This is a genomic window from Streptomyces auratus (assembly GCF_050433025.1).
GTDB classification, from domain to species: domain Bacteria; phylum Actinomycetota; class Actinomycetes; order Streptomycetales; family Streptomycetaceae; genus Streptomyces; species Streptomyces sioyaensis.
In genome coordinates this window covers 1,985,322-2,010,941 of the sequence record NZ_JBNGCB010000003.1, presented here as the reverse complement: position 1 = coordinate 2,010,941, position 25,620 = coordinate 1,985,322, and the positions used below count along the sequence as shown (strand labels likewise).

25 protein-coding genes are annotated in these 25,620 nt (G+C 72.0%); 13 read left to right on the top strand and 12 right to left on the bottom strand.

The window, feature by feature from the left end; all coding sequences use genetic code 11:
• Positions 1-15: 15 nt before the first annotated feature.
• From BKA18_RS28495 to BKA18_RS28475, 5 genes are all read left to right on the top strand, one after another.
• Positions 16-1,872 (top strand): lasso peptide isopeptide bond-forming cyclase, encoded by a 1,857-nt coding sequence (locus tag BKA18_RS28495; RefSeq protein ID WP_366046634.1) that lies wholly within the window; start codon positions 16-18, stop codon positions 1,870-1,872.
• Positions 1,873-1,910: 38 nt separating this feature from the next.
• Complete coding sequence (locus tag BKA18_RS28490) at positions 1,911-2,165, top strand: lasso peptide biosynthesis PqqD family chaperone (RefSeq protein WP_366046633.1); 255 nt, start codon at positions 1,911-1,913, stop codon at positions 2,163-2,165.
• Positions 2,162-2,596 (top strand): lasso peptide biosynthesis B2 protein, encoded by a 435-nt coding sequence (locus BKA18_RS28485; RefSeq protein ID WP_006602541.1) that lies wholly within the window; start codon positions 2,162-2,164, stop codon positions 2,594-2,596. The genes BKA18_RS28490 and BKA18_RS28485 overlap by 4 nt, the downstream gene beginning before the upstream one ends.
• Positions 2,593-4,485, top strand: coding sequence for an ABC transporter ATP-binding protein (locus BKA18_RS28480; RefSeq protein WP_366046632.1), 1,893 nt, complete (start codon positions 2,593-2,595; stop codon positions 4,483-4,485). The genes BKA18_RS28485 and BKA18_RS28480 overlap by 4 nt, the downstream gene beginning before the upstream one ends.
• 830 nt (positions 4,486-5,315) lie before the next feature.
• Positions 5,316-5,909, top strand: a complete 594-nt coding sequence (locus BKA18_RS28475) for a LuxR C-terminal-related transcriptional regulator (protein ID WP_366046631.1) — start codon at positions 5,316-5,318, stop codon at positions 5,907-5,909.
• Between the two features lie 317 nt (positions 5,910-6,226).
• Here BKA18_RS28475 and BKA18_RS28470 read toward each other — a convergent pair whose 3' ends face one another.
• The 9 genes from BKA18_RS28470 to BKA18_RS28430 are packed head-to-tail and all read right to left on the bottom strand — an operon-like array spanning position 6,227 to position 13,335.
• A complete protein-coding gene (locus BKA18_RS28470; RefSeq protein ID WP_366046630.1) occupies positions 6,227-7,159 on the bottom strand; it encodes an alpha/beta hydrolase in 933 nt (310 codons plus the stop codon).
• Between the two features lie 36 nt (positions 7,160-7,195).
• A complete protein-coding gene (gene fabG, locus BKA18_RS28465) occupies positions 7,196-7,921 on the bottom strand; it encodes a 3-oxoacyl-ACP reductase FabG (RefSeq protein ID WP_147244775.1) in 726 nt (241 codons plus the stop codon).
• Between the two features lie 27 nt (positions 7,922-7,948).
• Entirely contained in the window at positions 7,949-8,971 is a 1,023-nt protein-coding gene (locus BKA18_RS28460) for an AurF N-oxygenase family protein (protein ID WP_366046629.1), read from the bottom strand.
• Complete coding sequence (locus tag BKA18_RS28455; protein ID WP_366046628.1) at positions 8,968-10,425, bottom strand: DHA2 family efflux MFS transporter permease subunit; 1,458 nt, start codon at positions 10,423-10,425, stop codon at positions 8,968-8,970. The genes BKA18_RS28460 and BKA18_RS28455 overlap by 4 nt, the downstream gene beginning before the upstream one ends.
• Positions 10,422-11,129: a hypothetical protein gene (locus BKA18_RS28450; protein ID WP_429638703.1), complete on the bottom strand. Its 708-nt coding sequence runs from the start codon at positions 11,127-11,129 to the stop codon at positions 10,422-10,424. The genes BKA18_RS28455 and BKA18_RS28450 overlap by 4 nt, the downstream gene beginning before the upstream one ends.
• Positions 11,126-11,680, bottom strand: a complete 555-nt coding sequence (locus BKA18_RS28445) for a beta-ketoacyl synthase chain length factor (protein ID WP_366046626.1) — start codon at positions 11,678-11,680, stop codon at positions 11,126-11,128. The genes BKA18_RS28450 and BKA18_RS28445 overlap by 4 nt, the downstream gene beginning before the upstream one ends.
• Positions 11,677-12,828 (bottom strand): beta-ketoacyl synthase N-terminal-like domain-containing protein, encoded by a 1,152-nt coding sequence (locus tag BKA18_RS28440; protein ID WP_366046625.1) that lies wholly within the window; start codon positions 12,826-12,828, stop codon positions 11,677-11,679. Before BKA18_RS28440 ends, BKA18_RS28445 begins: the two co-directional genes overlap by 4 nt.
• On the bottom strand, positions 12,803-13,066 hold the full coding sequence (locus tag BKA18_RS28435) for a hypothetical protein (protein WP_006602551.1): 264 nt from the start codon (positions 13,064-13,066) through the stop codon (positions 12,803-12,805). Before BKA18_RS28435 ends, BKA18_RS28440 begins: the two co-directional genes overlap by 26 nt.
• Complete coding sequence (locus tag BKA18_RS28430) at positions 13,063-13,335, bottom strand: acyl carrier protein (protein ID WP_006602552.1); 273 nt, start codon at positions 13,333-13,335, stop codon at positions 13,063-13,065. Before BKA18_RS28430 ends, BKA18_RS28435 begins: the two co-directional genes overlap by 4 nt.
• Positions 13,336-13,366: 31 nt before the next feature.
• Between BKA18_RS28430 and BKA18_RS28425 the strand changes: the two genes are divergently transcribed.
• On the top strand, positions 13,367-14,095 hold the full coding sequence (locus BKA18_RS28425) for a 4'-phosphopantetheinyl transferase family protein (RefSeq protein ID WP_366046624.1): 729 nt from the start codon (positions 13,367-13,369) through the stop codon (positions 14,093-14,095).
• Here the strand turns inward: BKA18_RS28425 and BKA18_RS28420 are convergent.
• Positions 13,992-15,413, bottom strand: a complete 1,422-nt coding sequence (locus BKA18_RS28420) for a class I adenylate-forming enzyme family protein (protein WP_366046623.1) — start codon at positions 15,411-15,413, stop codon at positions 13,992-13,994. The two genes, BKA18_RS28425 and BKA18_RS28420, sit on opposite strands and share 104 nt — an antisense overlap.
• 297 nt (positions 15,414-15,710) lie before the next feature.
• Between BKA18_RS28420 and pabB the strand changes: the two genes are divergently transcribed.
• The 5 genes from pabB to BKA18_RS28395 all read left to right on the top strand — a co-directional run bounded on the left by pabB (position 15,711) and on the right by BKA18_RS28395 (position 20,950).
• Positions 15,711-17,819, top strand: coding sequence for an aminodeoxychorismate synthase component I (pabB, locus tag BKA18_RS28415; RefSeq protein WP_366046622.1), 2,109 nt, complete (start codon positions 15,711-15,713; stop codon positions 17,817-17,819).
• The gene (locus BKA18_RS28410) at positions 17,816-18,595 is read left to right on the top strand and encodes an aminotransferase class IV (protein ID WP_366046621.1); all 780 of its coding nucleotides are present in this window, start codon (positions 17,816-17,818) and stop codon (positions 18,593-18,595) included. Before pabB ends, BKA18_RS28410 begins: the two co-directional genes overlap by 4 nt.
• Positions 18,595-19,059: an FAS1-like dehydratase domain-containing protein gene (locus tag BKA18_RS28405; RefSeq protein WP_366046620.1), complete on the top strand. Its 465-nt coding sequence runs from the start codon at positions 18,595-18,597 to the stop codon at positions 19,057-19,059. The genes BKA18_RS28410 and BKA18_RS28405 overlap by 1 nt, the downstream gene beginning before the upstream one ends.
• The gene (locus BKA18_RS28400; RefSeq protein ID WP_366046619.1) at positions 19,056-19,484 is read left to right on the top strand and encodes a MaoC/PaaZ C-terminal domain-containing protein; all 429 of its coding nucleotides are present in this window, start codon (positions 19,056-19,058) and stop codon (positions 19,482-19,484) included. The genes BKA18_RS28405 and BKA18_RS28400 overlap by 4 nt, the downstream gene beginning before the upstream one ends.
• A 296-nt stretch (positions 19,485-19,780) precedes the next feature.
• The gene (locus BKA18_RS28395) at positions 19,781-20,950 is read left to right on the top strand and encodes a 3-deoxy-7-phosphoheptulonate synthase (protein WP_366046618.1); all 1,170 of its coding nucleotides are present in this window, start codon (positions 19,781-19,783) and stop codon (positions 20,948-20,950) included.
• 107 nt (positions 20,951-21,057) lie between these two features.
• Here BKA18_RS28395 and BKA18_RS28390 read toward each other — a convergent pair whose 3' ends face one another.
• Entirely contained in the window at positions 21,058-22,095 is a 1,038-nt protein-coding gene (locus tag BKA18_RS28390) for a methyltransferase (protein ID WP_366046617.1), read from the bottom strand.
• Between the two features lie 744 nt (positions 22,096-22,839).
• A complete protein-coding gene (yczR, locus tag BKA18_RS28385) occupies positions 22,840-24,366 on the bottom strand; it encodes a MocR-like transcription factor YczR (RefSeq protein WP_366046616.1) in 1,527 nt (508 codons plus the stop codon).
• A gap of 180 nt (positions 24,367-24,546) precedes the next feature.
• On the opposite strand from yczR, the gene yczE reads away from it, so the two are divergent.
• Complete coding sequence (gene yczE / locus BKA18_RS28380) at positions 24,547-25,182, top strand: membrane protein YczE (protein WP_366046615.1); 636 nt, start codon at positions 24,547-24,549, stop codon at positions 25,180-25,182.
• A 192-nt stretch (positions 25,183-25,374) separates the two neighbouring features.
• On the top strand, positions 25,375-25,602 hold the full coding sequence (locus tag BKA18_RS28375) for a hypothetical protein (RefSeq protein ID WP_366046614.1): 228 nt from the start codon (positions 25,375-25,377) through the stop codon (positions 25,600-25,602).
• Positions 25,603-25,620 lie beyond the last annotated feature (18 nt).

Below are 25,620 nucleotides of genomic sequence, written 5' to 3'. Positions count from 1 at the left end.
CGCTGAATCGAAGCCATGACTGAAACGCACCCAGGTGCGGGCACGGGCCCCGGCGACGCGCACTTCGCGGTCTTTCCCGACCGTGCGGACGCGGCCGCCGTGGCCCGCTGCTTCGCCCGCCCGCACACCCGCACCCTGACGTACGCCTCCGGCCGTCCCTGGCTGGTGGGCCATTGGCACGACGAGGACATCGTGACCGCTCGCGCCGGCACGGACGCCCTCGCCCTGATCGGCTGCCGTCCGATCGACGCCGCCGAACTGGAGCGCCGGCTCGGCCGGTTGAGGGATCTCTCGGAACTCGACGCCTTGGCACGCACCCTGCCCGGCAGCTTCCATCTGGTGGCCGCACTCGACGGGCGGCTCCGGGTGCAGGGCACCGCGTCCGGTCTGCGGCTGGTGTTCCACGCGCTCGTCGGCGGTGTGCGAGTGGCGGCCACCAGCGCCGATGTGCTCGCCGACGCGCTCGGAGCCGAACCGGACGAGGAACAAGTCGCGGTCAGGCTGCTGTGGCCGGTTCCGCACCCGTTGCTCGAAGCACCGCTGTGGCGGGAGGTCGACTCCGTGTCCCCGCAGGACGCGCTGATCGTCTCGGCGGACGGGCGGTCCGTACGGCACTCGCGCTGGTGGACGCCGCCGGAGCCGACCCGGTCGCTCGCCGATGGAGCCCCCCTCGTCCGGGCCGCACTCACCGAAGCCGTCGAGGCCCGTACGCGGCAGGGCGGCGTGGTCAGTTGCGATCTGTCCGGCGGGCTGGACTCCACCTCCATCACTTTTCTGGCCGCTCGCTCGCCCGCCAAGGTGGTGGCCAGTACCTGGCCGGGGCGTGATCCGGCGGACACCGATCTGTACTGGGCCTCGCAGGCCGCCCGGTCGCTGCCGCAGGTCGAGCATGTGGTGTGGAACGCCGACGATTCACCACTGGTCTACAACGATCTCCTCGGCATCGACGACCTGCTGGACGAGCCGACCATCGGCGTCATGGACCGCTCACGGGTCCTGCACCACCTGCCGGGCCTGGCCGGGCGAGGCAGCCGGCTGCATCTGACCGGTATCGGCGGTGACCACGTGGCGTGGTGCTCCGAGGCGTATTACCACCGCCTGCTGCGCAGGCGCCCGTTGTTCGCCGTGCGTCAGCTGCGTGGGTTCCGGGCGCTGTGGCAGTGGCCGCTCGGCGGTATGACCCGGGCGCTGGCCGACTCCCGGCCGTACGGGAGATGGCTGGCGGACGCCGGCCGCGGCCTGCGCGGACCGCTGCCCGCGTCCGTCAGCAGCGGTCTGGGCTGGGGCATGGCGCCACGGCTGTTCGACTGGGTCACCCCCGAGGCCGAACAGCTGGTACGACGGGCACTTCGGGAGGCGGCCGCGACCGCCGTACCGCTGCATCCGGACCGGGGCCTGCACACCGACCTGGAACAGATCCGCTCCTGTACGCGCATCATCCGGCAGTGGGACCGGATGGCGGCCAGGGCCGGGGTGCCGATGGCGTCGCCGTTCTTCGACGACCGGGTGATCGAGGCATGCCTGGCGGTCCGTCCGAGCGAGCGCGTGACGCCCTGGCGGTACAAGCCGCTTCTCACCACGGCCATGCGCGGCATCGTGCCGGAGTCCTGTCTGGGGCGTACCAACAAGGCCGCGGCGTCCATGGACGCGTCCAACGGGCTGCGCGAGCACCGCGGTGACCTGCTGGCGCTCTGGGAGGACTCACGGCTGGAACGGCTCGGCCTGGTGGACGGCGAGGCCCTGCGCCGGCTGGCCCAGCGGCCCGCCACCCCCGGGCTGCGCGACGCGATCCTCTACTCGACCATCGCCGGCGAAGTGTGGCTGCGCAGCCTCGCCCGTGCCACGCCGGACCGGGCCCGCACCGCCCGCTAGGCACTTCGCTGCACGCCCCGACACGAAAGGTAGACATCATGGCATTGCGGTTCGGTGACAAGGTCTCCACGGCGGCGACCGACTACGGCACTGTCCTGCTGGACGAACGCAACGGTCAGTACTGGGAGCTGAACCCCACCGCCGGCCTGATCGTCACCACCCTGCTGGCGGGCGGCGACGAAACCGCGGCGGCCGAGGCGCTGATCGCCGAGTTCGGCATCGACCGCGGGCGCGCCGAGCAGGACGTCGCGACCCTGGTCGCGGAGCTGCGCGCGTCGGGGCTGGCCGCATGACGACACCGAGCGCACTGGAGCGGCCCACCGGAGTCCCCTTCGCCCGGCGGCTGGCCGCCCGACTCGTCCTCCTGCCCGCCGTCGCGCTGTCCTTCCTGCCCCCGCACCGCGTCCGCGCCGTCCTCGGCCTCGTCCGCCGAGGAGCCGTACCGGCCTCCGCCGCCCAGGCCAAGAATGCCCGGGACGCGATGTGCGCGGTCAGCCTGCGCTGCGCCGGGCCGCGCGGTTGCCTGCCCCGCTCCCTGGGGGCCGCGCTGCTGTGCCGGCTGAGCGGCAGCTGGCCGACCTGGTGCACCGGGGTGCGGGTCGTGCCGCCCTTCACGGCGCACGCCTGGATCGAGGTCGATGCCCGCCCGGTGGACGAAGGGGTGCCGGACGACTACTTCACCCCGCTCATCGCCGTGGCACCGGTCGGCCGGCCCACCCGATGACCGCGGCCACCACGGCGACACCGGACCGTTCGACCTGGGGTGCGGTCGCCACCATGTACCGGCTCACCACCGGGCACCGGGCCTCCGTCGTCGTCGCCACCGTGCTCACCCTGGCCGGCTCCGCCCTGGGACTGGCCCAGCCGCTCGTCGCCAGGAAGATCGTCGACGCCAGCGGACACGGGCACACCTTCTGGCCACTACTGGCCCTGCTGGCCACGCTGTTCGTCACCGAGGCAGCGACCGGCGCGGTGGGGCGCTTCGTACTGGAACGCATGGGTGAAGGCGTCGTACGGGGACTGCGCCACAGCCTCATCTCGCGCCTGCTGCGGCTGGAGATGAACCAGTACCAGCGGCACCGTACCGGCGACTTGATCTCCCGCGTGACCACCGACACCACCTTGCTCAGGGACGTCGTGTCCCAGGCGCTGGTCGACCTGGTGACCGGCGCCCTCGCCGCCGCCGGGGCGGTCGTCCTGATGGCCTGGATCGATCCGTTGCTGCTGCTTCTGGTCGCCCTGACCGTGGCCACCGCCGCCGTGATCGTGGCCTCCCTGCTCAAAGGCATCCGGGCCGCCTCCGCACACATGCAAGGCTCCGTCGGCGCCGTCGCCGCCGAACTGGAACGCGCGCTCGGCGCCTTGCCGATGGTCCGGGTGCACCGTGCCGAGGACCGCGAGGCGACGCGCATCGGCAAGCGGGTCGACGCGGCGTACGACGCCGGCGTACGGACCGCGAAGCTCGCCTCGGTGATGAGCCCCGCCGTCGAACTCGCCGTCCAGGGCTCCTTCCTGCTCGTCCTGGTCATCGGCGGGCTGCGGGTCAACGGACACGCCAACTCCCTCGGCGACCTGGTCGCCTTTCTGCTGTACGCCTCCTACCTGGTGCTGCCGTTGTCGTCGGTCTTCCGGGCGGTCGGGCTGATGCAGCGCGGCATGGGGGCGTATCAGCGGATCGGGCAGGCGCTGGGGCTGGCTGCGGAGCCCGTTGAGCCGGTTGAGCCCGTGGAGGCCGTGGAGGCCGTGGAGCGGGCCGCGTCGGACGTGTGCGCCGCCCGTGCTGCGGTGCCCAGGCGGGTTGAGCGGACGGGGCGGGGCGAGACGCCGGCCCTGGCTCTGCGTGACGTCCGTTTCGGGTACGTCCCGGACCGGACGGTGCTCGACGGTGTCTCGTTCACCGTCCCCCACCACGGACAGGTCGCTCTCGTCGGACGGTCGGGCGCGGGCAAGAGCACGATCTTCGCGCTGGTGGCGAGGTTCTACGAGCCGGACTCCGGAACGCTGCTGTTCGACGGTCGCCCCGCAGCCGAGCTGAGCCGCGGAGCATGCCGGGCACGCATCGCCGTCGTCGACCAGAACACCCATGTCGTCCACGGCTCGCTCCGGGACAACATCACCTACGCGGTACCCGGCGCCAGTGAGGCCGAGGTCCGTCGGGTCGTCGCACTCGCCCAGCTCGACGGGGTGGTCCGACGACTGCCCGGGGGCCTGTCCGGCGTACTCGGCGAACGCGGCAACACCCTGTCGGCCGGCGAAAGGCAACGGGTCGCGCTGGCCCGCGCCCTCCTCGCCCGGCCCGCACTCCTCCTCCTCGACGAACCGACCTCCCACCTCGACGCCATCAACGAGACCGCGCTCACCACGCTGATGAAGGAAGCCGCCCAGGAATGCGCCCTGCTGGTGATCGCGCACCGTCTCTCCACCGTCCGGCACGCCGACCGCATCATCGTGCTGGAAGGCGGGCGCACCGTCGCCTCCGGCTCCCACGAGGAACTGCTGACCACCAGTCCCTCCTACCGCGCGCTGGCCTGTGGCCAAATGCTCCGGCCGGCCGACGGCACGCCCGGGGCGCATGCGGCGACGGCCGCGCACAGGCGGCCTCGAACGCCGTAGTCGACGGCCCTATCTCACGAGATGCGCGTACCTCCCAGCTGGCTGGGCTGGAAGGAAGGCCGCTCAGCTACGGGGCCAGGCCTGCGCTCCCCCTGAGAGGTTGAGCGCAGCAAGCGAAGTTGTGGGCAAGGCCAGGCGCCTGGACGTCCCGCGACGGCGACACGGTCACGGGAACACTGGACGGTGCTGCGCTGACGCTTTCCGGGCTCCTCGGCGAAGTCATTCTCGACGGCTCGGCATCAGACTTCAGCTCACCGGTCTTCACACCCCCACTGCCCAACTCCGACCGGATAGAAATCGTCAGCACCCCCGCCAACAATGAGTTCACCCACCTTCCAGGTGAAGCCCAACTTCACCGGCGGCTCAGGGAAGTACACCTCCAGGTCGGCGGGACGTTGGCGTAGGTGGGGGCGCGTCCCGGGGCAGTCTCGTGGCGACCGTCCGTAACGGACCGCGGTTCGTGTTCAGGAGGCGGGAGGCAGGCGGCGGGGCCGGCGCGGGGCGACCCCACCGGGGCGGTCCCTGCGCCGGGGCGCCTCCGGCCTATTCCCGGAACCGTGGCGAGGATCCGGCCAGGTTCTGCGGGAGGGGAACACGCATCCGTCCTGCCTGCTGCCTTCCTGGGTACCCCGAAGTCTGGCTGGAATAGGGCTCCTCCCTGGCTCGCCGCTTCCCTGACGAGCCCGGACGCGTTGAGCCACCCAAGGGCAGCAGTCGGCCATTCTTCGCGAGTACCGGAGGTAATTCAGGCCACCGTTACGACAGAAGAGGCATTATGGCCGTGAACCATCTGGCGGCACACGCCGGACTACTTGCGGGGGAAGGCTCATATGAGACAGAACAAGGGGTATCGGGAACTATTGGCGCAACCGGCCGAGCGGCTGGGCGAGGGGGTACGAGGGCTCGTTCTTGTCGATCCCGCGGGAAAAGAATCCTTCGACTGGGAGGCCGGCGCACACCTGAGCGTGACACTTCCGTCGGGAATGATTCACCAGTACTTCGTCCGCGGAAACTCGAATGACCGGCTCCACTTCCGGATCGGAGTTCCGCAGAAACCACCAGGACACCTCATCGCCGACGGCGAACAGGCAGGGGGAAGCGGGCAGGACGGCGCAGCGGGCGTGACCGGTTCCACGGCGGACGCGGCCGGCCCGGCCGAGGCCGTCGTGCCCAGTGCGCAGCAGGAGACGGGGGCGGGGACGCAGACGCAGGAGAGCGGGCGGGAGGCGTTGACGAGCCGGGAGACGGAGATCCTGGAGCATGTCGCACGGGCGTTGAGCAACCGTCAGATCGCCACTCTGCTCTCCATCTCCGAGGGCACGGTCAAGCGTCATCTGCGGAACATCTTCGCCAAGCTCGATGCCCGTTCGCGTATGGACGCGGTGAACAAGGCAGTGCCGCAGCCGAGGCCCCGGGCCAGCTGAGCACCGAATCGGCTGAGCATCAAAACGGCTGACCGGATTCGGCACGGGTGGGGCAACGAGGCCTCACTACCGGGCGGATCGGTTAACTCCAGGAGAACGAACGACGGATCGTTCTCATCGTTCGGCGGGAGAGGAATTCTCCGCCGCCATACTTACTCCGACGGCGTACCGCGGGTCACCCTCCGTGGAAATCCGGTAGGGGTACCGGCATGTTTTCCGACGGGAGATTCCGTGCCCCGGCCGTCGTACGATCCGGCCGGGGCATACGGAATTTACTTTACTGTTCCCGATATCTTTCCTTCCCGCGCGCCAGCCGTTCACTTTTCGGCCAGTGCGTCACGGAGGGCGCGGGTCCAGTGGGCGACGGTGGCGCGGGCCAGGTCCGTGGTCGGTGCCCAGTCCTCGAAGAGGTGGAACGCGCCCGGGACGAAGTGGAGTTCCGCCGCGACCTGGTGGTCCATCAGCTTCCGGGCGTAGGCGAGCCCCTCGTCGCGCAGCGGGTCGGCGCCCGCCACCTGGAGGTAGGCGGGCGGTAGTCCCGAGAGGTCCGTCGCCCGCGCGGGGACGGCGTACGGCGGGGCCGCGGCGGGGTCGGCGCCCAGGTACATCTGCCAGATCTGCGTCACCGACGCCCCGTTGAGCAGCCGGGGGTCGTCGATCTCCGTACGGGAGCCGCCGTCGGCGCGGTCGTCCAAGGCGGGCAGCAGCAGCTGCTGGAAGGCGAGGGCGGGGCCGCCCTCGTCGCGGGCGCGGAGGGTGAGGCCGGCGCACAGGCAGGCGCCGGCCGAGTGTCCGCAGAGGGCGATGCGCGCCGGGTCCACCCCGAGTTCCGTCGCGCGGGCCGCGGTCCAGCACAGCGCCGTCCAGGCATCCGTGACCGCAGCCGGGCAGGGGTGCTCCGGGGCCAGCCGGTAGTCGACGGCGATCACCAGGGCGCCGGTTTCGACACAGAGGTGGGCGCAGGTCCGGTCGCCCGAATCGAGGTCGCCCAGGACGAATCCGCCGCCGTGGAAGAAGAGCACCGCCGGCAGTGGCCCCGGCGCACCGGTGGGGCGGTAGAGGCGGAGCGGGACCTTCGAGTCGTCGGGACCGGGGGCGACGGTGTCCTCGATGGACAGGCGGGGATCGTCGTAGGGGGCGCGGGTCGCCATCGCTCTCCGCAGGCCCTCCCGGGCCCGGGGGATGTTGCCGAACATGCTGCGCTCCGGTAAGGCCGCCAGCACCGGCTCAAGGTCCGGATGAACGTACAAGGTGGTGCTCCTTTTCCGGTTCTGTGGAGTGGCGGCTCAGTGTCCCATTCCGAGGCCTCCGTCGACGGGGATCACGGCACCGGCCACATAGGACGCCTGCGGTCCGGCCAGCCAGGTCACGGCGCCGGCCACCTCCTCGGCGGTGGCGCTGCGGCCCATGGGGATCCCGCGGACCTTCTCCTGGCGGGACTCCTCCGACAGCGCCGCCGTCATGTCCGTGTCGATCAGGCCCGGGGCCACCACATTGGCGACGACGTTGCGCGCACCGTATTCGCGGGTCAGGGAGCGGGCCAGGCCCACCAACCCCGCTTTGCTCGCGGCGTAGTTGGTCTGGCCGGCGCTGCCGTGGAGACCGGCCACGGAGGAGAGCAGGATGATCCGGCCGCCGCGGGCCCGGAGCATCGGGGCGACGGCGCGCCGGGCGCAGCGCCAGGCCCCGGCGAGGTTGGTGTCCAGCACCCGCAGGAACTGCTCCTCCTTCATCCGCATCAGCAGGCCGTCGGCGGTGATCCCCGCGTTGGCCACCAGTACGCCCACCGGGCCCAGCTCCGCCTCCACCTCGGTGAAGGCGGCGTCCACGGAGGCGGTGTCGGTGACATCGCACGTCACGCCGAGGGCCCCCTCGGGGACACCGGAACCCCGGTGGGTGACGGCGACACGGTCGCCCTGGGCGACGAAGGCCTCCGCGATCGCCGCGCCGATGCCGCGGTTGCCGCCGGTGACGAGCACGGTACGGGCCGGCTGTCCGGTCGAGTCAGTCATGGTGTCCGTTTCCCGGAGGTCTGGGGGTCAGCGGGTGGGGGAGAGCGCATCGGAGTCGGTGACGCTCCGGGACCAGTCGAAGTCGACGTCGTCGACGGCATCCAGGCTCTCGACCAGCTTCCGCAGCCCGGAGAAGTCCTGCACCAGCCGCTTGCGTCCGCCGGCCTGCTGAATGTCGTCGAGCATCTCGTGGCCGCCGCGGATGCCGGTCTCGGCCATGATGCGGTGCCAGGCCCGGAAGTCGTTGCCGACGAACGCTTCGAGACCGGCGACGAGGGAGTCGAGGAAGAACCGCCGTTCGGCGTCGCCGAGTGCGTGATGGACCTGCTCGGCCAGCACCGCGCAGATCGAGGCGTGGCAGTACTCGTCCCGGTTGTGGATGCGGACCGTGGCGCTGTTGACCGGCTGGATCTCGGTGTCCTCGGCTATCAGGTTCAGATAGGCGTTGATGGATATCTCGGCCACGGTGGCGAAGGCGAGGGTGGTCAGCCGGCGTTCCCGCTCGTCCGCGCAGGAGGCGAGGCGGGCCTCGTGCTCCCGTACGACGAGCGGCTTGGGCAGCGCGGTGTCGGCGAACGCCTCCTTGCGCATCCGCCGGGTCACCGCGCTGGCGTTGAGGTGCATCAGGGTGTGGTACTGCTCGTCGACCATGGCCTGCGCCAGGCTGCGCTGCATCAACTCGCCCACGGGCCGGGGGAACTTCCCGTCGAGCCCGAGCTGGAACGCGGGATTGACGATCTGCCCCTCCAGCAGCACCGTGGTGCGGTTGTACGAGATCCACGCCCAGCTCAGCAGGCGGGCGCGGTCCTCGGGCGGCAGGGCCCGGAACGTGGGGTGGTCCCGGAACGGAAGGATCTTCTCCGGGTAGTCGTCGCGATCCAGCTCGAACAGGTCGGCGAGACGGGGCTCTTCGCGCTTCACGGCGGCCCGGCGGTGCCAGTTCCCCGCGAGCCGGGCGATGACGGCGTTCTCCACCGGGTCGTCCGGGTCGTGCGCGGGGATCTCCGGGGGCTGGATCTCGGTGAGTTCTTCGGGCATCCGACTGCTCATCGTGATTCTCCTCGTACCTCGGACAAGGGCCGCGCGGGTGCGGACGGCTCCGCCGCGGGCTGCGCCACCGGGTCCGTCAGCCACAGGGCGACGACTCCGGCCAGCGCCGAGAGCACCGTGCAGACCAGGAACACCTGCCGGAACGAGCCGAGTTGGGGGCCGCCGAGGGCCGCCGTCAGCGCCGCGAAGGCGCCGGTGCCCAGGGCCGCGCCGACCTGCCGGGAGGTCATGGCCAGGCCCGCGCCGGCCGCGAACCGCTGCGGGGGCAGCGCCCCGGCCGCCGCCGAGGACAGCGTGGTCATCACGGCACCGATCCCCACCCCGCCGATCAGGTTGGCCGGCAGCCACACCAGGAGGTAGTCCGGCTGGGACCTGAGGGCCACCGCCCAGATGCCGCACTGCACGGCCACCATGAGCGCGCCGGCCACCACCACCGTCCGCTGGTGCTTGCGGGGCATCCGCCCGGCCAGCACCGAGGCGGCCACGGACAGCACCGCGCCCGGTGTCAGGGCGAGTCCGGCCGCCAGCGGCGAGTAGTGCCAGATCTCGGTGGTGAACAACGGCGCCGCGATCAGCCAGCAGTACATCGCCGCGCCGAAGAGCACGAAGGTCGCATTGGCCACCGCGAACTTGCGGGTGTGCAGCAGCGTGAGTTCCAGCGCCGGGACGCGGTGCCGGCGCGAGCGCAGGACCGCCAGCGCGAGCAGCAGGGCGCCGCCCAAGGTGGTCCCCACGAACGCGGCGCTGCCCCAGCCCCAGGTGCTGCCCTTCGTCAGTCCGGCGACCAGGCTGCCGACGCCGAGCATCAGGGCCAGCATGCCGATCAGGTCGGGCAGGCCGCCGCGCTCGGTGCGCAGCTTGGGCAGCACGCGCCAGGCCGTGAGCAGCAGGGCCGCGCCGAGCGGGACGTTCACCAGGAATACGCCGGTCCAGTCGAAGCTGTGCACCAGGAAGCCGCCCAGCGGCGGCCCCACCGCGGCGGCCGCCGAGGAGCTGGCGCCCCACAGGCCGATGGCCTTCGGCCGCTGCTGCGGCGGCCGGGAGGCCAGCAGCAGCCCGAGCGACGACGGGATCATGCCGGCCGCGAACAGCCCCTGCAGTGCGCAGCAGGCGATCAGCAGTTCCGCCGTCGGCGCGAGCGCGCACAGCAGGGAGGCCGCGGTGAAGCCGGTCACCGAGAGCAGGAACAGGGTGCGCAGACCGATGACGTCGGCCATCTTGCCGACCGGCGCCAGCGCGGCGGCGAAGACGACCGTGTATCCGCTGACGACCCAGGACAGGGAGGACAGCGAGGAGCCGGGGAAGCTCTTCGGCAGTTCGGGGAAGGCGATATAGACCACCGAGACGCCGAGGAAGGCGATGAAGGCGGCGCCGCACGCCACGAGCAGGGTCAGCCCCGGACGGGCATACGGCGTACGGTCGGGCGGATCTGCCGGAGCGGGCCTGGCGGTCATGAACGGTACAACTCCTTGCGCTCCACGGATGCGGTCTCCGCGGATTCGGTCTCCGCGGATGCGGTCTCCGCGGATGCGGTCTCCGCGGATGCGGTCTCCGCGGATGCGGTCTCCGCGGATGCGGTCTCCGCGGATGCGGTCTCCGCGGATGCGGTCTCCGCGGATGCGGTCTGCACGGATTCGGTGTGGAAACGGCAGACGGCCCCACCGGTCCGCATGCATTCCCGGTTTTCGTCGCGGACGTCGACCCCGAGCCCTTCGAACCAGCCGCCGCGCATGTCGAGGCAGGGGCAGTCGTACCCCTCCAGGGAGCGCGCGGCGCGCAGCATCCGCAGGGCGAAGTGTTCGGTGATGACGGTCTGGATGCCCGGCCCCCCGTCGGGGTCCGGCTCCGTGTGGGAGCGCATCATCCCCTCGTTGGTCATGATCCGGGTGATCGTCTCGATCACGTCCTGCAACGCGGCCGAGGAGCACACGTCGGGTGTGCCCTCCCGGTTCGCGTACCACGAGCCGACGCGCCGGCCGACGAACCGGAGGGCCTCCGCGTTGATCTCGTTGGCCACCTCCTGGCCGAAGCGCTTCTTGACACCCTGGTACCAGCGGGCGTCGTGCAGCCACCAGAACTGCCGCAGGGCCACGGTGAGTTCGTTCTCCAGCTCGCCGACGGGTGTCGTGGCCGGCTTCCCGGTTTCCTGGGCCGTCACGGATGCGCCCCTTCCGCCACCCGGTCCCCGGGGCCGACCAACAGTGCGGTCGCCGCACCAGGCGCGCCCTGATCGGTCGCGAGTTCCACCAGGACGAGCAGCGCCCGGTCCGCCTCGTCGTCCGCGAAGAGCAGGTCGGCGTAGTCCAGCGCGGCTTCCTCGGGATCGCCCTCCGGGCTGAAGCAGACCACCGGTCCGTGCAGCTGCCACTGGGTGGTCACATGGCCGAGCACCGAGTTGGGCACGGACTGGAAGAACAGCAGGGGCTGCACCGGGCGTCCGGCGTCCACCGCCGCGGCCACCGCGCGGTCGGTGACGACGTCGCCGAGCCGGCTGACGAGCACGACGGCCGTGCGGGCGCCCTGGCCGGCCGCCGCGGACGGGTCACCGTAGTGGGCACGCAGACAGCGATCGGCGACCTCGGCGACGAGCGGGCTGAACGACGACACCACGAAACCGGGCAGCTTGCGCGGGCCCGCGGCAGCATCGCCGTCCGGCCCGGGCCATGAGGCCCGCTCCCATACGATGACTTGCTCGGTGCTCTTACTCATGCCGCCCCCAGGACCAGAGCCGTATTGGCACCGCCGAAGGCGGCGTTGAGGGAGACCACGGTCGCGGGCTTCAGCCTGCGCGGAACCTGTGTCACGAGGTCGAGGCGGCAGGCCGGGTCCTGGCCGGTGTAGCCGGCGTTCACGGGAAGCAGTCCCTCCTGGAGGACGAGCACCGACACCGCGAACTCCACCAGCCCGGAGGCCTCCAGCGTGTGTCCGGTCAGCGACTTGGTGGAACTCACCGGCAGCTTGGGCGCATGGGCCCCGAAGGCGAGGTGGACGGCCGCGGCCTCTGCGGAGTCGTTGTACGAGGTGCCGGTGCCGTGCGCGTTGAGGTAGTCGACCTGCTCGGGGGCGCGGTCGGCCCGGGCCAGCGCGGCGGTGAGGGCCCGGGCCATGCCGAGCCCCTCGGGGTGCGGCTGGCACACGTGATGGGCATCGCCGGCGCGGCCCCAGCCCAGCAGCCGCGCCAGCGGCTCGGCACCGCGGCGTTCGGCCGCGGCGGCCGACTCCAGGATCACGGCCGCCATCCCGTCGCCGAGCAGCAGCCCCCGGCGGCCGGCGCTGAAGGAGCGCAGGGCGCCGTCGTCGGCGAGCGCCCGCCCCGCGTCGAACAGGGCGAAGACGTCCTCGTCGACGAGGTAACCGGCGGCCACCGCCACCCGCTCCTCGCGGCCCGACGCGATCAACGCGGCCGCATCGGCGAGCGCCGTGCTCGCGGCCACACAGGCATTGGTGTAGGTGCGGCGGGCGTCACGCAGCCCCGCGCGCGCCGCGAGCGCGCTGCCGGTGGCCGCGGCGTGGCCGTCCGCCCGGCTCTCCTGCGGCCGGCGCGGCCAGGACGGATCGCTGTGCCGGGCGCACAGCAGCGGTGTCTGCCCGACCGCGGCCGCGTCCAGGCCCGCCTGGCCGATCGCCTGTGTGAGGAGATCGCCCAGCTCGTCCAGGAGCACCGGGGAGCCCGGAAGGTGGGCGGCCCGCTTGGCGCGCCGGCGGCCGACATCGAACCGGGTCACGTCGGTGAAGGCCGGCTGCCCGGCCGCAAGCGCCGCGCGCAGCCGGTCCGTTCCCCGGCCGAAGGCGGTGGTCACCGACATGCCGGTGACGACGACGGCCGCGCGCTCAGCGGTGGGCCGCGGGGCGGTCATGCGGTTCACCCCCCAGGGCGCTCGCGAGGACGTCGAGCACGCTGTCGAGCGTCACCATGCGCGCGAGTTGGACGTCGTCGAGGTCGAGCTCCACGTCGTAGCGCTCCTCCATCGAGTGGATGATCCAGGCCAGTTCCAGCGAATCGACGCGGTCGGGGACGTCGCCGGGCGGCCGGTCGCCGTACGAGGCGAGCAGCTCGACCAGCTCGTCCTTGGTCGGCGGGGCCTGAGCGGTCACGCGGCCGGTCCCGTCACGGCCGGGCCCTGGGCGCGCTCGCCGATCAGCGTGCGGAACTCGCCGAAGGTGAGCTTGCCGATGCTCTCCAGTTCCTCGTCGTCGAACTGGACCCCGTACTGCTGCTCGATGTGCATCGCGACCTCGGCGAGCGAGAGCGACTCCAGTTCCAGACCGCCGTCGCCGAGGGGCGTGCTGTCCGTGACGCCGCTCGTGTCGTAGTTGAGTTCGCCCAGTGTGCTCAGCACGAACTCGCTTATGGTGTCGCTCATTGACGCCTCCCATGTCCGCAGGATGATTCGGATGTCTTCTGCTGTGTCTGATGTCTGTGCGCACGCCCCGCTGCCGGCCCGCGAGGGCCGCGTCCTGGTCCTGCTGGCCCGGACCGCCGAACGGCATCCGGCCGGCGCTGCGCTGCTGCGCGCCGCGGCCGGCACCGTCCTCGGGGTGCCCGCGGAAGAGGTCCTGGTGGACCGGGAGCCCTCGGGCCGTCCGGTGCTCGGCGGTGCCGCCCGCGGGCTGCATGCGAGTGTGAGTCATGTCCCGGGCCTGTCCGCCGTGGCGATCGGCTCGCGGGGTCCGGTGGGGGTGGATGTGGAACGCCTCCGTGCCGTCCCGGCCGCTGCCCTGGCGCGGCGCTGGTTCGGCGCGCGGGAGGCCGGCTGGCTGGCCGGCCGGCCCGAGGCGGAACGGCCTCTCCAGTTCCTGCGGATGTGGACGCAGAAGGAGGCCATCGGCAAGGTGCTGGGCACCGGGCTCGCCGACGGCGGTCTCCTCCGGCCGGTACGGCTCGGCGCTCCGGCCGGGACCGTCCTCGGGCCGGTGCCCGGCTCCCCACGGTTCTACATCGCGCTGCCCCCCGCCCCGGAAGGATTCGTGCTGGCCGTCGCGGGCGGGCCGGAGGCCGCCGGGTGCCGTCTGGAGGTGCTCACGCTGCCGCCGCCGCCCGCAGCACTGCCGGATCACGGCGCGGCTTGCCCGTCGCGGTCCGCGGAAAGCGGGGCAGCACGTACCAGCGGCTCGGAAGCTTGAAGGAGGCGAGCCGGTCGGCCAGTTCCTGCTGTACCCGGGGCAGCGGGACCCCGGGTGCCAGGGTCACATAGGCGTCGATCGCGTCCTGGTGGAGCACGACGGCCTCCGTCACGCCGTCGAGCCCGGCCAGGGTCTCCTCGACCTCGGTCAGGTCCACCTTCAGGCCGCGGATCGACACCTGGGAGTCGAGCCGTCCCAGGACCGTCACCAGCCCCGTTTCGGGGTCGATCTCCCCGGCGTCGAGGGTGTGCAGCCAGCCGTCCGACCAGCGGCCCGGCGAGGTGTCGCCGAAGTAGGGGGACCGGGGCAGCGCGACGAGCAGTTCGCCCCTCTCGGCCCGGACCCGGACGCCAGGGACGGCGGTGCCGACCGACGGGTGGTGCTTCCCGGAGAGGTCCATGGTGATCATGCCGGTTTCGGTCATGCCGTAGCACTGGCTGAGCGGTACCCCGTAGCGCTCGGTGAAGGCCCGGGCGACCTTCGCCGGGGTGCGGCCGCCCGCCGTCATCATCCGTACCAGACGCGGTAGTCGGGGCGGCCGTTCGACCGAGGCGAGCAGGGCCACCTGGGCGGGCACCCCGAGCAGCGTGGTGGGCACCGGGGCGTCGGCGACCGTGGCGAGGATGCCGCGCACCGAGGTCCGCGCCGGCAGGACGATCCGCGCCCCGGCATGCAGGCCGTGCAGCAGACCGCCGACCAGGCCCCAGGTGTGCGAGAGCGAACCCAGGACCATCAATTGCTCACCGGATTGCGGCATTCCGTCGAGCCGGGAATACCTCTGCAATTCCGTGACGAGATCGTCGGCCGTCCTGCCGATCATCTTTGACGGGCCGGTCGAGCCGGAACTCAGCTGGACCAGCGCGTGATCCGAACGGGCCGGCCCGCCCTCGGATCGCCGGGTGAATTCCGGGGTCACCCGGTGGAAACCGCGCATCGCGCTGGCGGCTTCCCGGGTCGAGACGAGCAGCTGCGGATCGGTGTGGGTGACGGCCCGCTCCGTCTCCGCCGCGGTCAGCCGGTGGTCCAGGAGGATCACCTGGGCACCGAGCCGCCATCCGGCGAGCAGCAGCGCCACGTACTCCAGCGAGGGCGGGAGTTGCAGCGCGAGCGTGCCTCCTGGACACAACCCCTCGCGCTCAAGGGCTTTCTGATGGCCCCTCACCCTTGCGCGCAGGCTCTGCCGGTCGACCTCGGCGTCGAGCACGAGGCAGATGTCGTGCGCGGGCCCGTGCAACAGCACGTCGTCGACCCAGTCGGTGTGCGGCGTCCGGGAGCCCGCGGTCGCACCGGAGCGTCCGGCCGCCTGCCCAGTGATCATCGATGCTCCAGAATTCTGAAGAGCTGAGAATGAACGCCGGTCCCCCCGGATCGGCCTCGGTACCGCCTCAAACTAGCCTTCGGGACAGGGACATTCAATGGCAATCGGATGTCACCAAAGAGGTATGCCGACAACGAGGTGCGCCGGGATATCGTGACCTGGACTGGAGGTTGCCAGCGCCGCAGAGCCCGGACGTCAAAGGGGCCGGTGCTCCCTCGTTTTTCTTTCTTGATTTCCTGCACCTTGACGCCTGTTACGCAATTCGGCGCGGATCCGATGGCCTGGGGGAAACACCGCATGCGCACGCTGATCGTGGACAACTACGACTCGTTCACCTACAACCTGGCGCACTATGTCGCCGAGGTGACGGGGGACGAGCCGACCGTCGTGCAGAACGACGACCCCGCCTGGCGGCTGAAGCATGTGGCGGAGTTCGACAACGTCATCATCTCGCCGGGTCCCGGTACTCCCGAGGTCGAGACCGACCTGGGGATCTGCGCGGACATCATCCGGCACGGCGCGGTCCCGCTGCTCGGTGTCTGCCTCGGCCACGAGGCCCTGGCGCACCTGAACGGCGGCCGGGTCGGCCTCGCCCCCGAGGAGCGGCACGGCCGGCTCTCCGGCGTCCACCACATGGGCCAGGGCCTGTTCGCCGGCCTGCCCTCGCCGTTCGAGGTGGTGCGCTACCACTCGCTGGCCGTATCGGGGCTGAGTGACGAGCTGGAGGCCACCGCCTGGGCGTCCGACGGCGTCCTGATGGGGCTGCGCCACCGGCACCGGCCGCAGTGGGGCGTGCAGTTCCACCCGGAGTCGATCTGCACCGAGCACGGGCACGAGCTGCTCGCGAACTTCTTCCGGCTGGCGGAGCGGCACACCGGCGGGCCGGGCCGCGCCGCCCTGCCGGTGGTGGCCGACAAGCGCCCCGCGACCGGCGGCGGGCAGCCGGCGCAGCCGCCCCGGCAGCTGCGGGTGCACGCCGAGGAGCTGCCCTCCCGCTGGGACCCGGAGATCGTGTTCGACGCGCTGTTCCGCGGCACCGAGCACGCCTTCTGGCTGGACAGCAGCCGGCCCGACGGGGAGCTCGGCCGCTTCTCCGTCCTCGGCGACGCACGGGGCCCGCTCGCCCGGGTCGCGCTGGCCGACGTCGAGCAGTGCACCGTCACGGTCCGCGGGTCCGACGGGACCGAGGCCGTGCACCACTCCCCGTTCCTGGACTGGCTCGACCAGGACCTGCGCGGCATCGAGACCGACCTGCCGGAACTCCCCTTCGACTTCGCCCTCGGCTGGGTCGGCTACCTCGGCTACGAACTCAAGGCGGAGTGCGGCGCGGACCCCGCGCACCTCTCCCCCGACCCCGACGCGGCGCTGATCTTCGCCGACCGCGCGGTGGTCTTCGACCACGCCACCGGCACGACCCATCTGCTGGCCCTGGCGCCGGCGGGCGACGCCGCCACGGCCCGTGACTGGCTGACGGCGACCGCCGGGCGGCTGGCGTCCCTGGCCGGCCAGGAGGCGGAGCGGGAGCACCTGCCCGTCGGGGTCAGCATCCCCGTCGAGCTGCGGCACTCCGCCGACCACTACCGCGCGCTGATCGGCGCCTGCCATCAGGCCATCCATGTGGGCGAGTCGTACGAGGTGTGCCTCACCAACATGATCGAGGCCGAGGGGGCGGTGGATCCCTGGGCCGGCTACCGCTATCTGCGGCGTACGAGTCCGACCCCGTTCTCCGCACTGCTGCGCTTCGACCGGCTCTCGGTCCTGAGCACCTCGCCCGAGCGGTTCCTGCGCGTGGGCCGGGACGGGCGGGCCGAGTCCAAGCCGATCAAGGGCACCCGGCCCCGCGGCGCCACCCCGGACGAGGACCGGATCCTCATCGAGGACCTTCGCGCGAGCGAGAAGGACCGCGCGGAGAACCTGATGATCGTCGACCTGGTCCGCAACGACCTGGCGCGCTGCGCGGAGGCCGGCTCCGTCGAGGTGCCCAAGATCTTCGACGTGGAGAGCTACGCCTCCGTCCACCAGCTCGTGAGCACCGTCCGCGCCCGCCTGCGTCCGGACCGGACGGCCGTCGACTGCGTGCGGGCCGCCTTCCCCGGCGGGTCGATGACCGGCGCCCCCAAGGTCCGCACCATGCAGATCATCGATCAGCTCGAAGAGGGGCCGCGCGGCGTCTACTCCGGAGCCATCGGCTACTTCTCGCTCTCCGGGGCCGCGGATCTGAGCATCGCCATCCGTACCGCCGTGGTCACCGCCGACCGGGTACGGTACGGCGTCGGCGGCGCGATCACCGCCCTGTCCGATCCGGCCGAGGAGTTCGAGGAGACCGCGGTGAAGGCGACTCCGCTGCTCGGGCTGCTCGGTACGACGTTCCCGGGCCGGCTGACCGAGGACCGGGCCGCCCAGTGAACACCGCCACCGAGGCGCCGCACCCGGCTCCCACGCTGCTGGCCGCCGACTCGTGGCTGGTGGAGGACGGACGCACCCGGGAACTGCACCGGCACCAAGACCGCTTCACCGCGTCCGTGGCCGCGGCCGGGGGCCCGGCCGCGGGTGTCGTGGACGCCTTCTGGGAGCGGGAGCTGCGCCGGGTGCCCACGTCGGGCGACTGGTTCCCCCGGGCGGAACTCACCCGGGAGGGCTCCCGCGCCCCCCGTCTGGAACTCCGGGTGCGCCCCGCGCCACAGCGGACCGACGAGGTGCGGCTCTGGCTGTCCGGGCGCCCGGACCCCCGTCGCGTACCCCGCCACAAGGGCCCCGACCTGACCGTTCTGGGCGCGCTGCGTGCCGAGGCCGTCGAAGCGGGCGCGACCGAGGCCCTGCTGACCACCCGGGACGGGCTGCTGCTCGAAGGGGCGACCACCAGCCTGCTGTGGTGGGAGGACGAGACCCTGTGCACGGTCGATCCGGCCCTGCCCACCCTGCCGGGGGTGACCCGGGACTGGGTGCTGGACCGCGCCGCGGCCCTGGACGTCCCGGTCCGGCGGCGCCGTTCCCGGCTGCCGGACCTGGCCGGCCGCGAGGTGTGGTGCGTCAACGCGCTGCACGGCATCCGGCCGGTGACCGCCTGGGTGGGCGCCGGCCGGCTGCCCGCCCCCGGGCCGGCACCCCGGTCCGGCCCGTGGCGGGCCGCCTGGGCCGCCGCCGCACAGCCCCTCCCCCACACCCTCGATCGGGGCAACTGATGGCTGCGGACCGTCCCTCGGCGGGGCATGTCCACCCGCCCACCGAGATCTACGAGGTCAGTCGTGCCAAGATCCGCGAATTCGCCGAAGCCGTGGGCGCGGACAGCCCCGCGCACCTCGACCCGGCCGCCGCGCGGGAACTGGGCCATGCCGACGTGATCGCGCCCGCCACGTTCCCCTTCCTGGTGGTGCACCGCGCGAGCAGCCGGGTGCTGAGCGGCCCCGAATGGGGCCTGGCGGACGCCTCGTTGGTGCACACCGCCCAGCGGATCGTGCCGAGCCGGCCGGTGCGCGCGGGCGACCGGCTCGCGGTGACCCTCCAGGTGGAATCCGTCCGGCGCCTGGCGGGGCGGGACGTGGTGCAGATGCGGGGTGAGGTGCGGACGGAGGGCGGCGAGCACGTCGTGGACACCTTCATGACGTTCACGGCCGGCGGCCCGGACGAGAAGGAGACCGGCCGATGACCGCGCGCCCCGACTACGACTCCGTGGCGGTGGGCACCGTGCTCGGACCCCTGACCGTCCCCGTCACCCGGACCGACCTGGTCCGGTACGCGGGCGCCGCCGGGGACTTCAACCCGCTGCATTTCAGCGACCGTTCGGCCCAGCGGGCCGGATTTCCCTCGGCCCTCGCGCACGGCATGCTGACCATGGCGCTCGCCACCCGGCTGGCCACCGGCTGGAGCGGGGACCCGGCCGCAGTGTGCGAGGTCGCCGTGCGCTTCACCCGGCCGGTACCGGTCCCCGACGACGGCGTCGGGGCCCGCCTGGACATCCGGGGCACGGTGACGGCGAAGCTCGACGGGCGCCGGGTGCGGGTCGCCCTCGACGTCCGCTGCGACGACGTGAAGGTGCTGGGTTCGGCGCAGGCCGTCGTCCAGCTCAACTGACCTGCCACCACTCGCCGTTCCACCGGCGGACATCCCGTTCCCCTACCGACGGGGCTCCGGCACCTCGCGCGCGACGCTGCACGCAACCGGAGCCCCCCGCCCGTCACCGCGCCGCCCGCCCGCATCCGCGCGCCGGGACACCACACCATGCCGCCGTCCCCGGAGCAGCGCGAAGGTTCCGGCCCCGGCGGCACCACTCGACACCCGCCGGCGCGGCCCTCCCCGAGGCGGGCGCCGGACGCCGCCTGCCGCGTCCGGCGCCGCCTCGCCCTCATCCACCACGCACGGGAGACACGATGGAAGACACCCTGCTCGGCATCCGTCAGAAACCCGCCCTGCAACAGCCGCACTGGGACCGCCCGGAACAGCTCGCACAGGTACGGCGGGAGCTCGCCACCCGGCCTGTGCTGGTGGGCGCCGCGGAGGTCCGCGCCCTTCGTGCAGCCCTGGCCGAGGTCGCCCTCGGCCGGGCACAGCTCGTCCAGGCCGGCGACTGCGCCGAGGACCCGGAGGAGAGCACCGCGCGGGACGTACACCGCAAGGCCGCCCTGCTGGATCTGCTCGCCGGCACGATGAAGATGGCCGCACACCGGCCCGTCGTCCGGGTCGGCCGGCTCGCCGGACAGTTCGCCAAGCCGCGGTCACGGGCCACGGAGACCGTGGACGGCGTGGAACTGTCCGTCTACCGCGGCCACATGGTCAACGGCCCGGAGGCCGACCCGGCCGCCCGCCGGCCCGATCCGCTGCGGATGCTGACCGGCTATATGGCCGCCAACGAGATCATGGGGCATCTGGGGTGGCAGCGCCCCGCGGGGGCGGTCCCGGAGGCCCCGGTGTGGACCAGCCACGAGGCGCTGCTCCTGGACTACGAGCTTCCGCAGCTCCGCCCGTGCGACGACGGCGGCCTGCTGCTTGCCTCCACCCACTTCCCCTGGATCGGCGAGCGCACCCGCCAGGTGGACGGCGCCCATGTCGCCCTGCTGTCCGAGATCGTCAACCCCGTCGCGTGCAAGGTGGGGCCCACGATGACGGCGGAGGAACTGCTGGCGCTGTGCGAGGTCCTCGACCCGGACCGGGAGCCGGGCCGGCTGACCCTGATCGCCCGGATGGGCGCCGAGACCGTCGCGGACCGGCTGCCGCAGCTGGTGAAGGCCGTCCTGCACGCGGGCCACCCCGTCATCTGGGTCAGCGACCCGATGCACGGCAACACCGTGTCCGCGCCCTGCGGCCGTAAGACGCGCCATGTCCGGACCGTCGTCCAAGAAGTGCGGGCCTTTCAGCGCGCGGTGGAGTCCGCGGACGGTGTCGCGGGCGGACTCCACCTCGAAGCCACCCCCGACGAGGTCACGGAGTGCGTGGCAGACCCGGCCGGCGCGGACCGGGTCGGCGAGGCGTACACGAGCCTGTGCGATCCGCGGCTGAACCCCTCGCAGGCCGTCTCGGTCGTCGCGGCCTGGCAGCACTGAGCCGACGGCGTGTTCCTGCGCCGGCCGCCGGGCCGGCGCCGACGTGGTGACGGGGTTCCGCGCGAGGGAATCCGGTCGGTCGGTGCCGTCCCGGCAGGCGGGCGGAGTCAGACCTTACGGCCGCAGATCGCCACGGCGTCCGGTCCGAGCAGCACCCGCCGGGTGGGCTCGAAACCCGCCTCGGTGAACCACTGTTCATACTCCTTGGGCGTGTACACCATGCCCTCCCCGGAAGCGATGGTGTGGAAGTACGCCGAGAGATACGCGGAGCGCTCCGGGCCGGTCTCCTCGTCGTTCTGGTAGGGGGTGACCACGAACAGGCCGCCGCCCGGCGGCAGTTGACGAGAGGCTCGGGCCAGCAGGCCCCGGATGCGGTCGGCCGACCAGATTTCGAGGAAGTGGGCGAAGAGCACCGCGTCGGGTCCGGACGGGAACTCGTCGTGGAAGGCATCGAGGCTGACCGCGTCCACCCGGTCGGCCAGCCCCAGATCCGCGATCTTCTCCTCGGCGAGCGCCGCGATCGAGGGCAGATCGCCGATCGTGATCCGGAGGTGGGGCCACTTCCTCGCCAGATTCGCCGCGTTGATGGCGGTGCCGCCGCCCACGTCGAGCAGATGCCGATGGCCCGACAGATCGATCCGCTCCACGATCTCCTCGGCGACCAACTGGCTCACCGAGCCCATCATGGTGTGGAAGGCCGATTCCAGCTCCGGGTTCTCGGCGAGCCGTCCGTAGAGCGTCGGTGCCGTTCCCGCGATTTCCCGTTGCAGACCGACATTCGAGTCCTGGTCGAGCGCTTCGGCGAACCAGCCGATGGCCCGGTAAATACCCTGGCTCTCCCACGGAATATATGCCGCCGGCGCCTGGTCGAGGTTTTCCGCGAGGGGGCGGGTGAGCTCGGTGTTGTGATAGCCGTCACCGTCCTTGTGCAGAAGTCCGGTGGCGGTGCAGCCGAGCAGCAGGATTCGGGTGGGCTGCTCGTTCAGTCCCAGCCGCACCGCGATGTCCTTGACCGTCAGCCCCGGATCTTTTTCGAGAATCGAAAAGAGGCCGAAGCGAAAGGCGGCGCTCAAGAACTGGAAGTGGTAGTGGGCCTTGATATAGGGCCGAAGTGCCGTCGAGGCGGATGCGTCGGCTCGTTGCATTGTCAAACTCCTGGGACACCAGCGGAAGTCGTGCCTCGGTCACACGACACGGGCAGGGGGGTGACGCCGGTCAAAGTGGCATCTCTCCGGGCGTCGGCGGGCCCGGAGGAGCTCGTGAGCAGGCACGGAACGGGCGACCGGAATCGCGCGCCACGGCATGTGACCCCGCACTCCCTGGCGGCGCCACACTCCGGGAAAGGGGAGACCGGAGGGCGCCGCAGGCCCGTATACCGGTACCGTGACGGCCGCGCTGAACCGCGAACTGCGGCTCGGTCGCCCTCACTTATCCCTCCGGTGGCAGAGCGCGGATACGCGGATACTTCCCACCTCCGGGAATTCCGGCACCGGCTGAACGGCGCCCCATACCCGAAGGCAAGAACGGACGAACGACGACTGCCCCGGTGTTTTCCGGGAAGCCCGCGAAAGCCCGTGGCGTGACGCCGGCTCACTTCTCTGCCGACGCCGCCGCCCCCTTCACCCTGACAGAGAGCTGGCTAGGTGATTCCCCATATACAGGGCGTCATACGGCGTTTCAAGAAACGCGCGTTACTCTTATTCGCTATTTACCCGGACGGAAATGCTGCTCGCGTGACGAGTCTTTCCTCCGGACGGACGGCAGCGAAATACCGGGCGACCGGATTGTTCTGGAGCCGGGCGACCGTCGGGGCGAGCCGCCCCATGCAGCCGCGGAAGCCGCCCACGGCCCACGGGCCAGGGCACACGCCAGGCGTCAGGCATCAGGCATCAGGCGACCCAGTGCGGTCGCCGGGTGGCGGACGAGGGCGGCAGGCCGTCGGCGACCGCGACGGCCATGCGGCGCACCGCTTCGCTCAGGGTGTCGGAAGTCGTGGTGTACGGGATGCGCAGGCGCTGTTCGAAGAGGCCGGGGTCGGTGGCGAAGTAGGCGCCGCCCTCGATCCGTACCCCGTAGTCCAGGACCCGCCCGGCGAGCGCCGAGGCGAGGGGCGCACCCAGGTCGACCCACAACGACAGGCCGCCGGGCGGCAGTTGCCAGGTCCATGACGGGGCGTGTGCGGCCAGTGCGGCGGCCAGGGCGGCGCGCTGCTCGCGCAGCTCCTCCAGGCGGGGCGGCAGCAGCTCCCCGGCCCGGGACAGCAGCGCCAGGGCCAGGAGCTGGTCCAGGACCGAGCCGCCCATATCGGTGGCGACCCGCTGTCCGGCGAGTTCGGTCACCAGCCGCGAGGGGGCGCGCAGCCAGCCGATGCGCAGGCCGCCCCAATGCGTTTTGCTCATCGAGCCGAGGGTGATGAGCTGGCCGGTCCCTTCGCCGCGCTCTCGACCGCGCCCGGGCAGCGGACGCCCCAGGGGCGCGGCATGGGAGGCGAACGGCGGCGGGGCGGGAACGTCGAGGGCGAGGTCGGCCAGCGTCTCGTCGATGACCAGCCAGCTGCCGGAGCGCTGCGCGGCGCGCAGGGTGCGCACTCGCTCCTCCTCGGGCATGAGGCAACCGGTCGGATTGTGGAAGTCCGGTATCAGATAGGCCAGTTGGGGCACGACCTGCCGGAGGGTCGATTCGATGATCTCGATGTCCCAGCCGGTATCGGTCACCGGGACCGACACCGTGCGGAGCCGGGCGCGGCGCATGGCGTCCAGCGCATTCGGATAGGTCGGATTCTCGACCATGATCCGGTCGCCGGGGCGGCACAGCAGTCCCAGGACCAGCGTGAGTGCGTGCTGAGCGCCGGAGGTCACCAGGATCTGTTCGGGCACGGTGGCCAGGCCCCGCCGGGTGAACCGCTCGGCGATGGCGGCGCGCAGCTCCGGAAGGCCGTAGGGGTGGTAGCCGGGGGTGTGCGCATGCGCGCCCAGCTGCGGGGCGACCTCGGAGAGCGCCTCGGTGAGCACCCGTTCCGGCAGCCCGGGGGCGGCCCTGGCCAGGTCGATCGCGGTGTCCTGGGGGCCGAGGAGCCGGCTGATGCCGTGCGGGGTACGGCCTTCGGGGAGGGCCGTCCAGGTGCCGGAGCCCTGCCGGCTGTGCGCGTAGCCGCTCTCGCGCAGCAGGTCGTACACGGCGGTGACGGTGGTCCTGCTGGTGTGCAGGGCGGTGGCCAGCTCCCGCTCGGCGGGAAGCCGGACGTGCAACGCGATCCGCCCGTCCAGGATCAACGCGCTGATCGCCTCGGCCAGATGACGGTAGGCGGGCCGCATGCCCGCCGGGTCGGGCAGCAGGGCGGCGAGCTGCCGGCTCCCCAGTGTGCGCCCGGCGCGGTCCGCCCGGCCCGCGGGCCGGAACGGCTGCGAGTCGGCCATACCACTCCTCCGGAATTGGCCCTGCTCTCTGGGCCGATCACTGTACAGACTCGCCGCCGGTAGCTGTCAGGCACATCGAGCACATCGGAGGCGACCGCCTTGGAGCCGGAAACCACGGAACGCCACCCGCGCCCGCCCGGGCGCCGAAGCGGTCAACGCACCACCGCTCGCCCGGCGTCCGTGTCGCGCCCCTCACCACCGCCCCTCACCTGCCTCCCCCTCGGCGAGCGGCCGCGACGGCGCCTCCCCCAGCTGTTCATCGGTCTCGCGCTGTACGGATTCAGCCTCTCGCTCATGGTGCGGGCCTCGCTGGGCGTCAACCCCTGGAGCGTCCTCTACGAGGGCCTGGAGCACCGCACCTCCCTGAGCTTCGGCACGATCAGCGCCGCCCTCGGTGTGCTCGTGCTCCTGTTGTGGATCCCCCTCAAGCAACGACCGACGTTCGGCACCGTCGCCAACATCGTCGTCCTGGCCTGCTCCTCCGACCTCGGCCTCGCCCTCCTCCCCCAGCATCTCGGCCTCCCGGCCCGGGCCGGTCTGCTCGTCGGCGGTGTCCTCCTCAACGGGCTCTCCGTCGCCGTCTACGTCGGCGCGCGCTTCGGCCCCGGCCCCCGGGACGGGCTGATGACCGGCGCGGCCACCGCAACCGGGCGCTCCCTCCGGCTCATCCGCACCCTGGTCGAGCTCACCGTGCTCGCCCTGGGCTGGCTCCTGGGTGGGACGGTGGGCGTCGGCACCGTGCTGTACGCCCTCGCGGTTGGCCCGCTCACGCAGTTCTTTCTGCTCTGGTTCGTGTACCGGAGCAGCGCGGGATAGGCGGGGGGGCGCGGCGTCCGAGGGGGCGAATCCGGACGCGGGGCCTCCGCGCGGTCCGCGCCCCACGGCACGTTCCGAAGTCGGGGCCTGACGACCCGTCCTGACGGGCACTCAGCACAGGCCGCAGTTCCCTTTCGCCGTCGTCCGTCCCTGCCCGGCGTGGTTCGCGAAGTCGCCCTTATAGTCCGCCTCATGAGCGAAGAGAACGACAACGAGGTGCGCATCCGTCCGGCGGTCCGGGCCGCCCTGTGCGTGGGATGCGTCCTGCTGGCCGCGGGCCTGGCGTGGACCGTGAACCAGTCGCTGGGCTGGTGGAATCCCGGCGTCGGCTGGATATCGGCAAAGCTGGCGGCGAAGGCGTCCGTCGTGCTGTTCGTGGGACTCGTGACGCTGCTGACCTGGCTCAAGAAGCGCGGTTGAGGCAGCGGGCCGGGGTCC

Coding starts and splice junctions, on each gene's coding strand:
- BKA18_RS28495 (WP_366046634.1), top strand. CDS start 16: ATGACTGAAACGCACCCAGGTGCGGGCACGGGCCCCGGCGACGCGCAC.
- BKA18_RS28490 (WP_366046633.1), top strand. CDS start 1,911: ATGGCATTGCGGTTCGGTGACAAGGTCTCCACGGCGGCGACCGACTAC.
- BKA18_RS28485 (WP_006602541.1), top strand. CDS start 2,162: ATGACGACACCGAGCGCACTGGAGCGGCCCACCGGAGTCCCCTTCGCC.
- BKA18_RS28480 (WP_366046632.1), top strand. CDS start 2,593: ATGACCGCGGCCACCACGGCGACACCGGACCGTTCGACCTGGGGTGCG.
- BKA18_RS28475 (WP_366046631.1), top strand. CDS start 5,316: ATGAGACAGAACAAGGGGTATCGGGAACTATTGGCGCAACCGGCCGAG.
- fabG (WP_147244775.1), bottom strand. CDS start 7,921: ATGACTGACTCGACCGGACAGCCGGCCCGTACCGTGCTCGTCACCGGC.
- BKA18_RS28460 (WP_366046629.1), bottom strand. CDS start 8,971: ATGAGCAGTCGGATGCCCGAAGAACTCACCGAGATCCAGCCCCCGGAG.
- BKA18_RS28455 (WP_366046628.1), bottom strand. CDS start 10,425: ATGACCGCCAGGCCCGCTCCGGCAGATCCGCCCGACCGTACGCCGTAT.
- BKA18_RS28445 (WP_366046626.1), bottom strand. CDS start 11,680: ATGAGTAAGAGCACCGAGCAAGTCATCGTATGGGAGCGGGCCTCATGG.
- BKA18_RS28440 (WP_366046625.1), bottom strand. CDS start 12,828: ATGACCGCCCCGCGGCCCACCGCTGAGCGCGCGGCCGTCGTCGTCACC.
- BKA18_RS28430 (WP_006602552.1), bottom strand. CDS start 13,335: ATGAGCGACACCATAAGCGAGTTCGTGCTGAGCACACTGGGCGAACTC.
- BKA18_RS28425 (WP_366046624.1), top strand. CDS start 13,367: ATGTCTTCTGCTGTGTCTGATGTCTGTGCGCACGCCCCGCTGCCGGCC.
- BKA18_RS28420 (WP_366046623.1), bottom strand. CDS start 15,413: ATGATCACTGGGCAGGCGGCCGGACGCTCCGGTGCGACCGCGGGCTCC.
- pabB (WP_366046622.1), top strand. CDS start 15,711: ATGCGCACGCTGATCGTGGACAACTACGACTCGTTCACCTACAACCTG.
- BKA18_RS28405 (WP_366046620.1), top strand. CDS start 18,595: ATGGCTGCGGACCGTCCCTCGGCGGGGCATGTCCACCCGCCCACCGAG.
- BKA18_RS28400 (WP_366046619.1), top strand. CDS start 19,056: ATGACCGCGCGCCCCGACTACGACTCCGTGGCGGTGGGCACCGTGCTC.
- BKA18_RS28395 (WP_366046618.1), top strand. CDS start 19,781: ATGGAAGACACCCTGCTCGGCATCCGTCAGAAACCCGCCCTGCAACAG.
- BKA18_RS28390 (WP_366046617.1), bottom strand. CDS start 22,095: ATGCAACGAGCCGACGCATCCGCCTCGACGGCACTTCGGCCCTATATC.
- yczR (WP_366046616.1), bottom strand. CDS start 24,366: ATGGCCGACTCGCAGCCGTTCCGGCCCGCGGGCCGGGCGGACCGCGCC.
- BKA18_RS28375 (WP_366046614.1), top strand. CDS start 25,375: ATGAGCGAAGAGAACGACAACGAGGTGCGCATCCGTCCGGCGGTCCGG.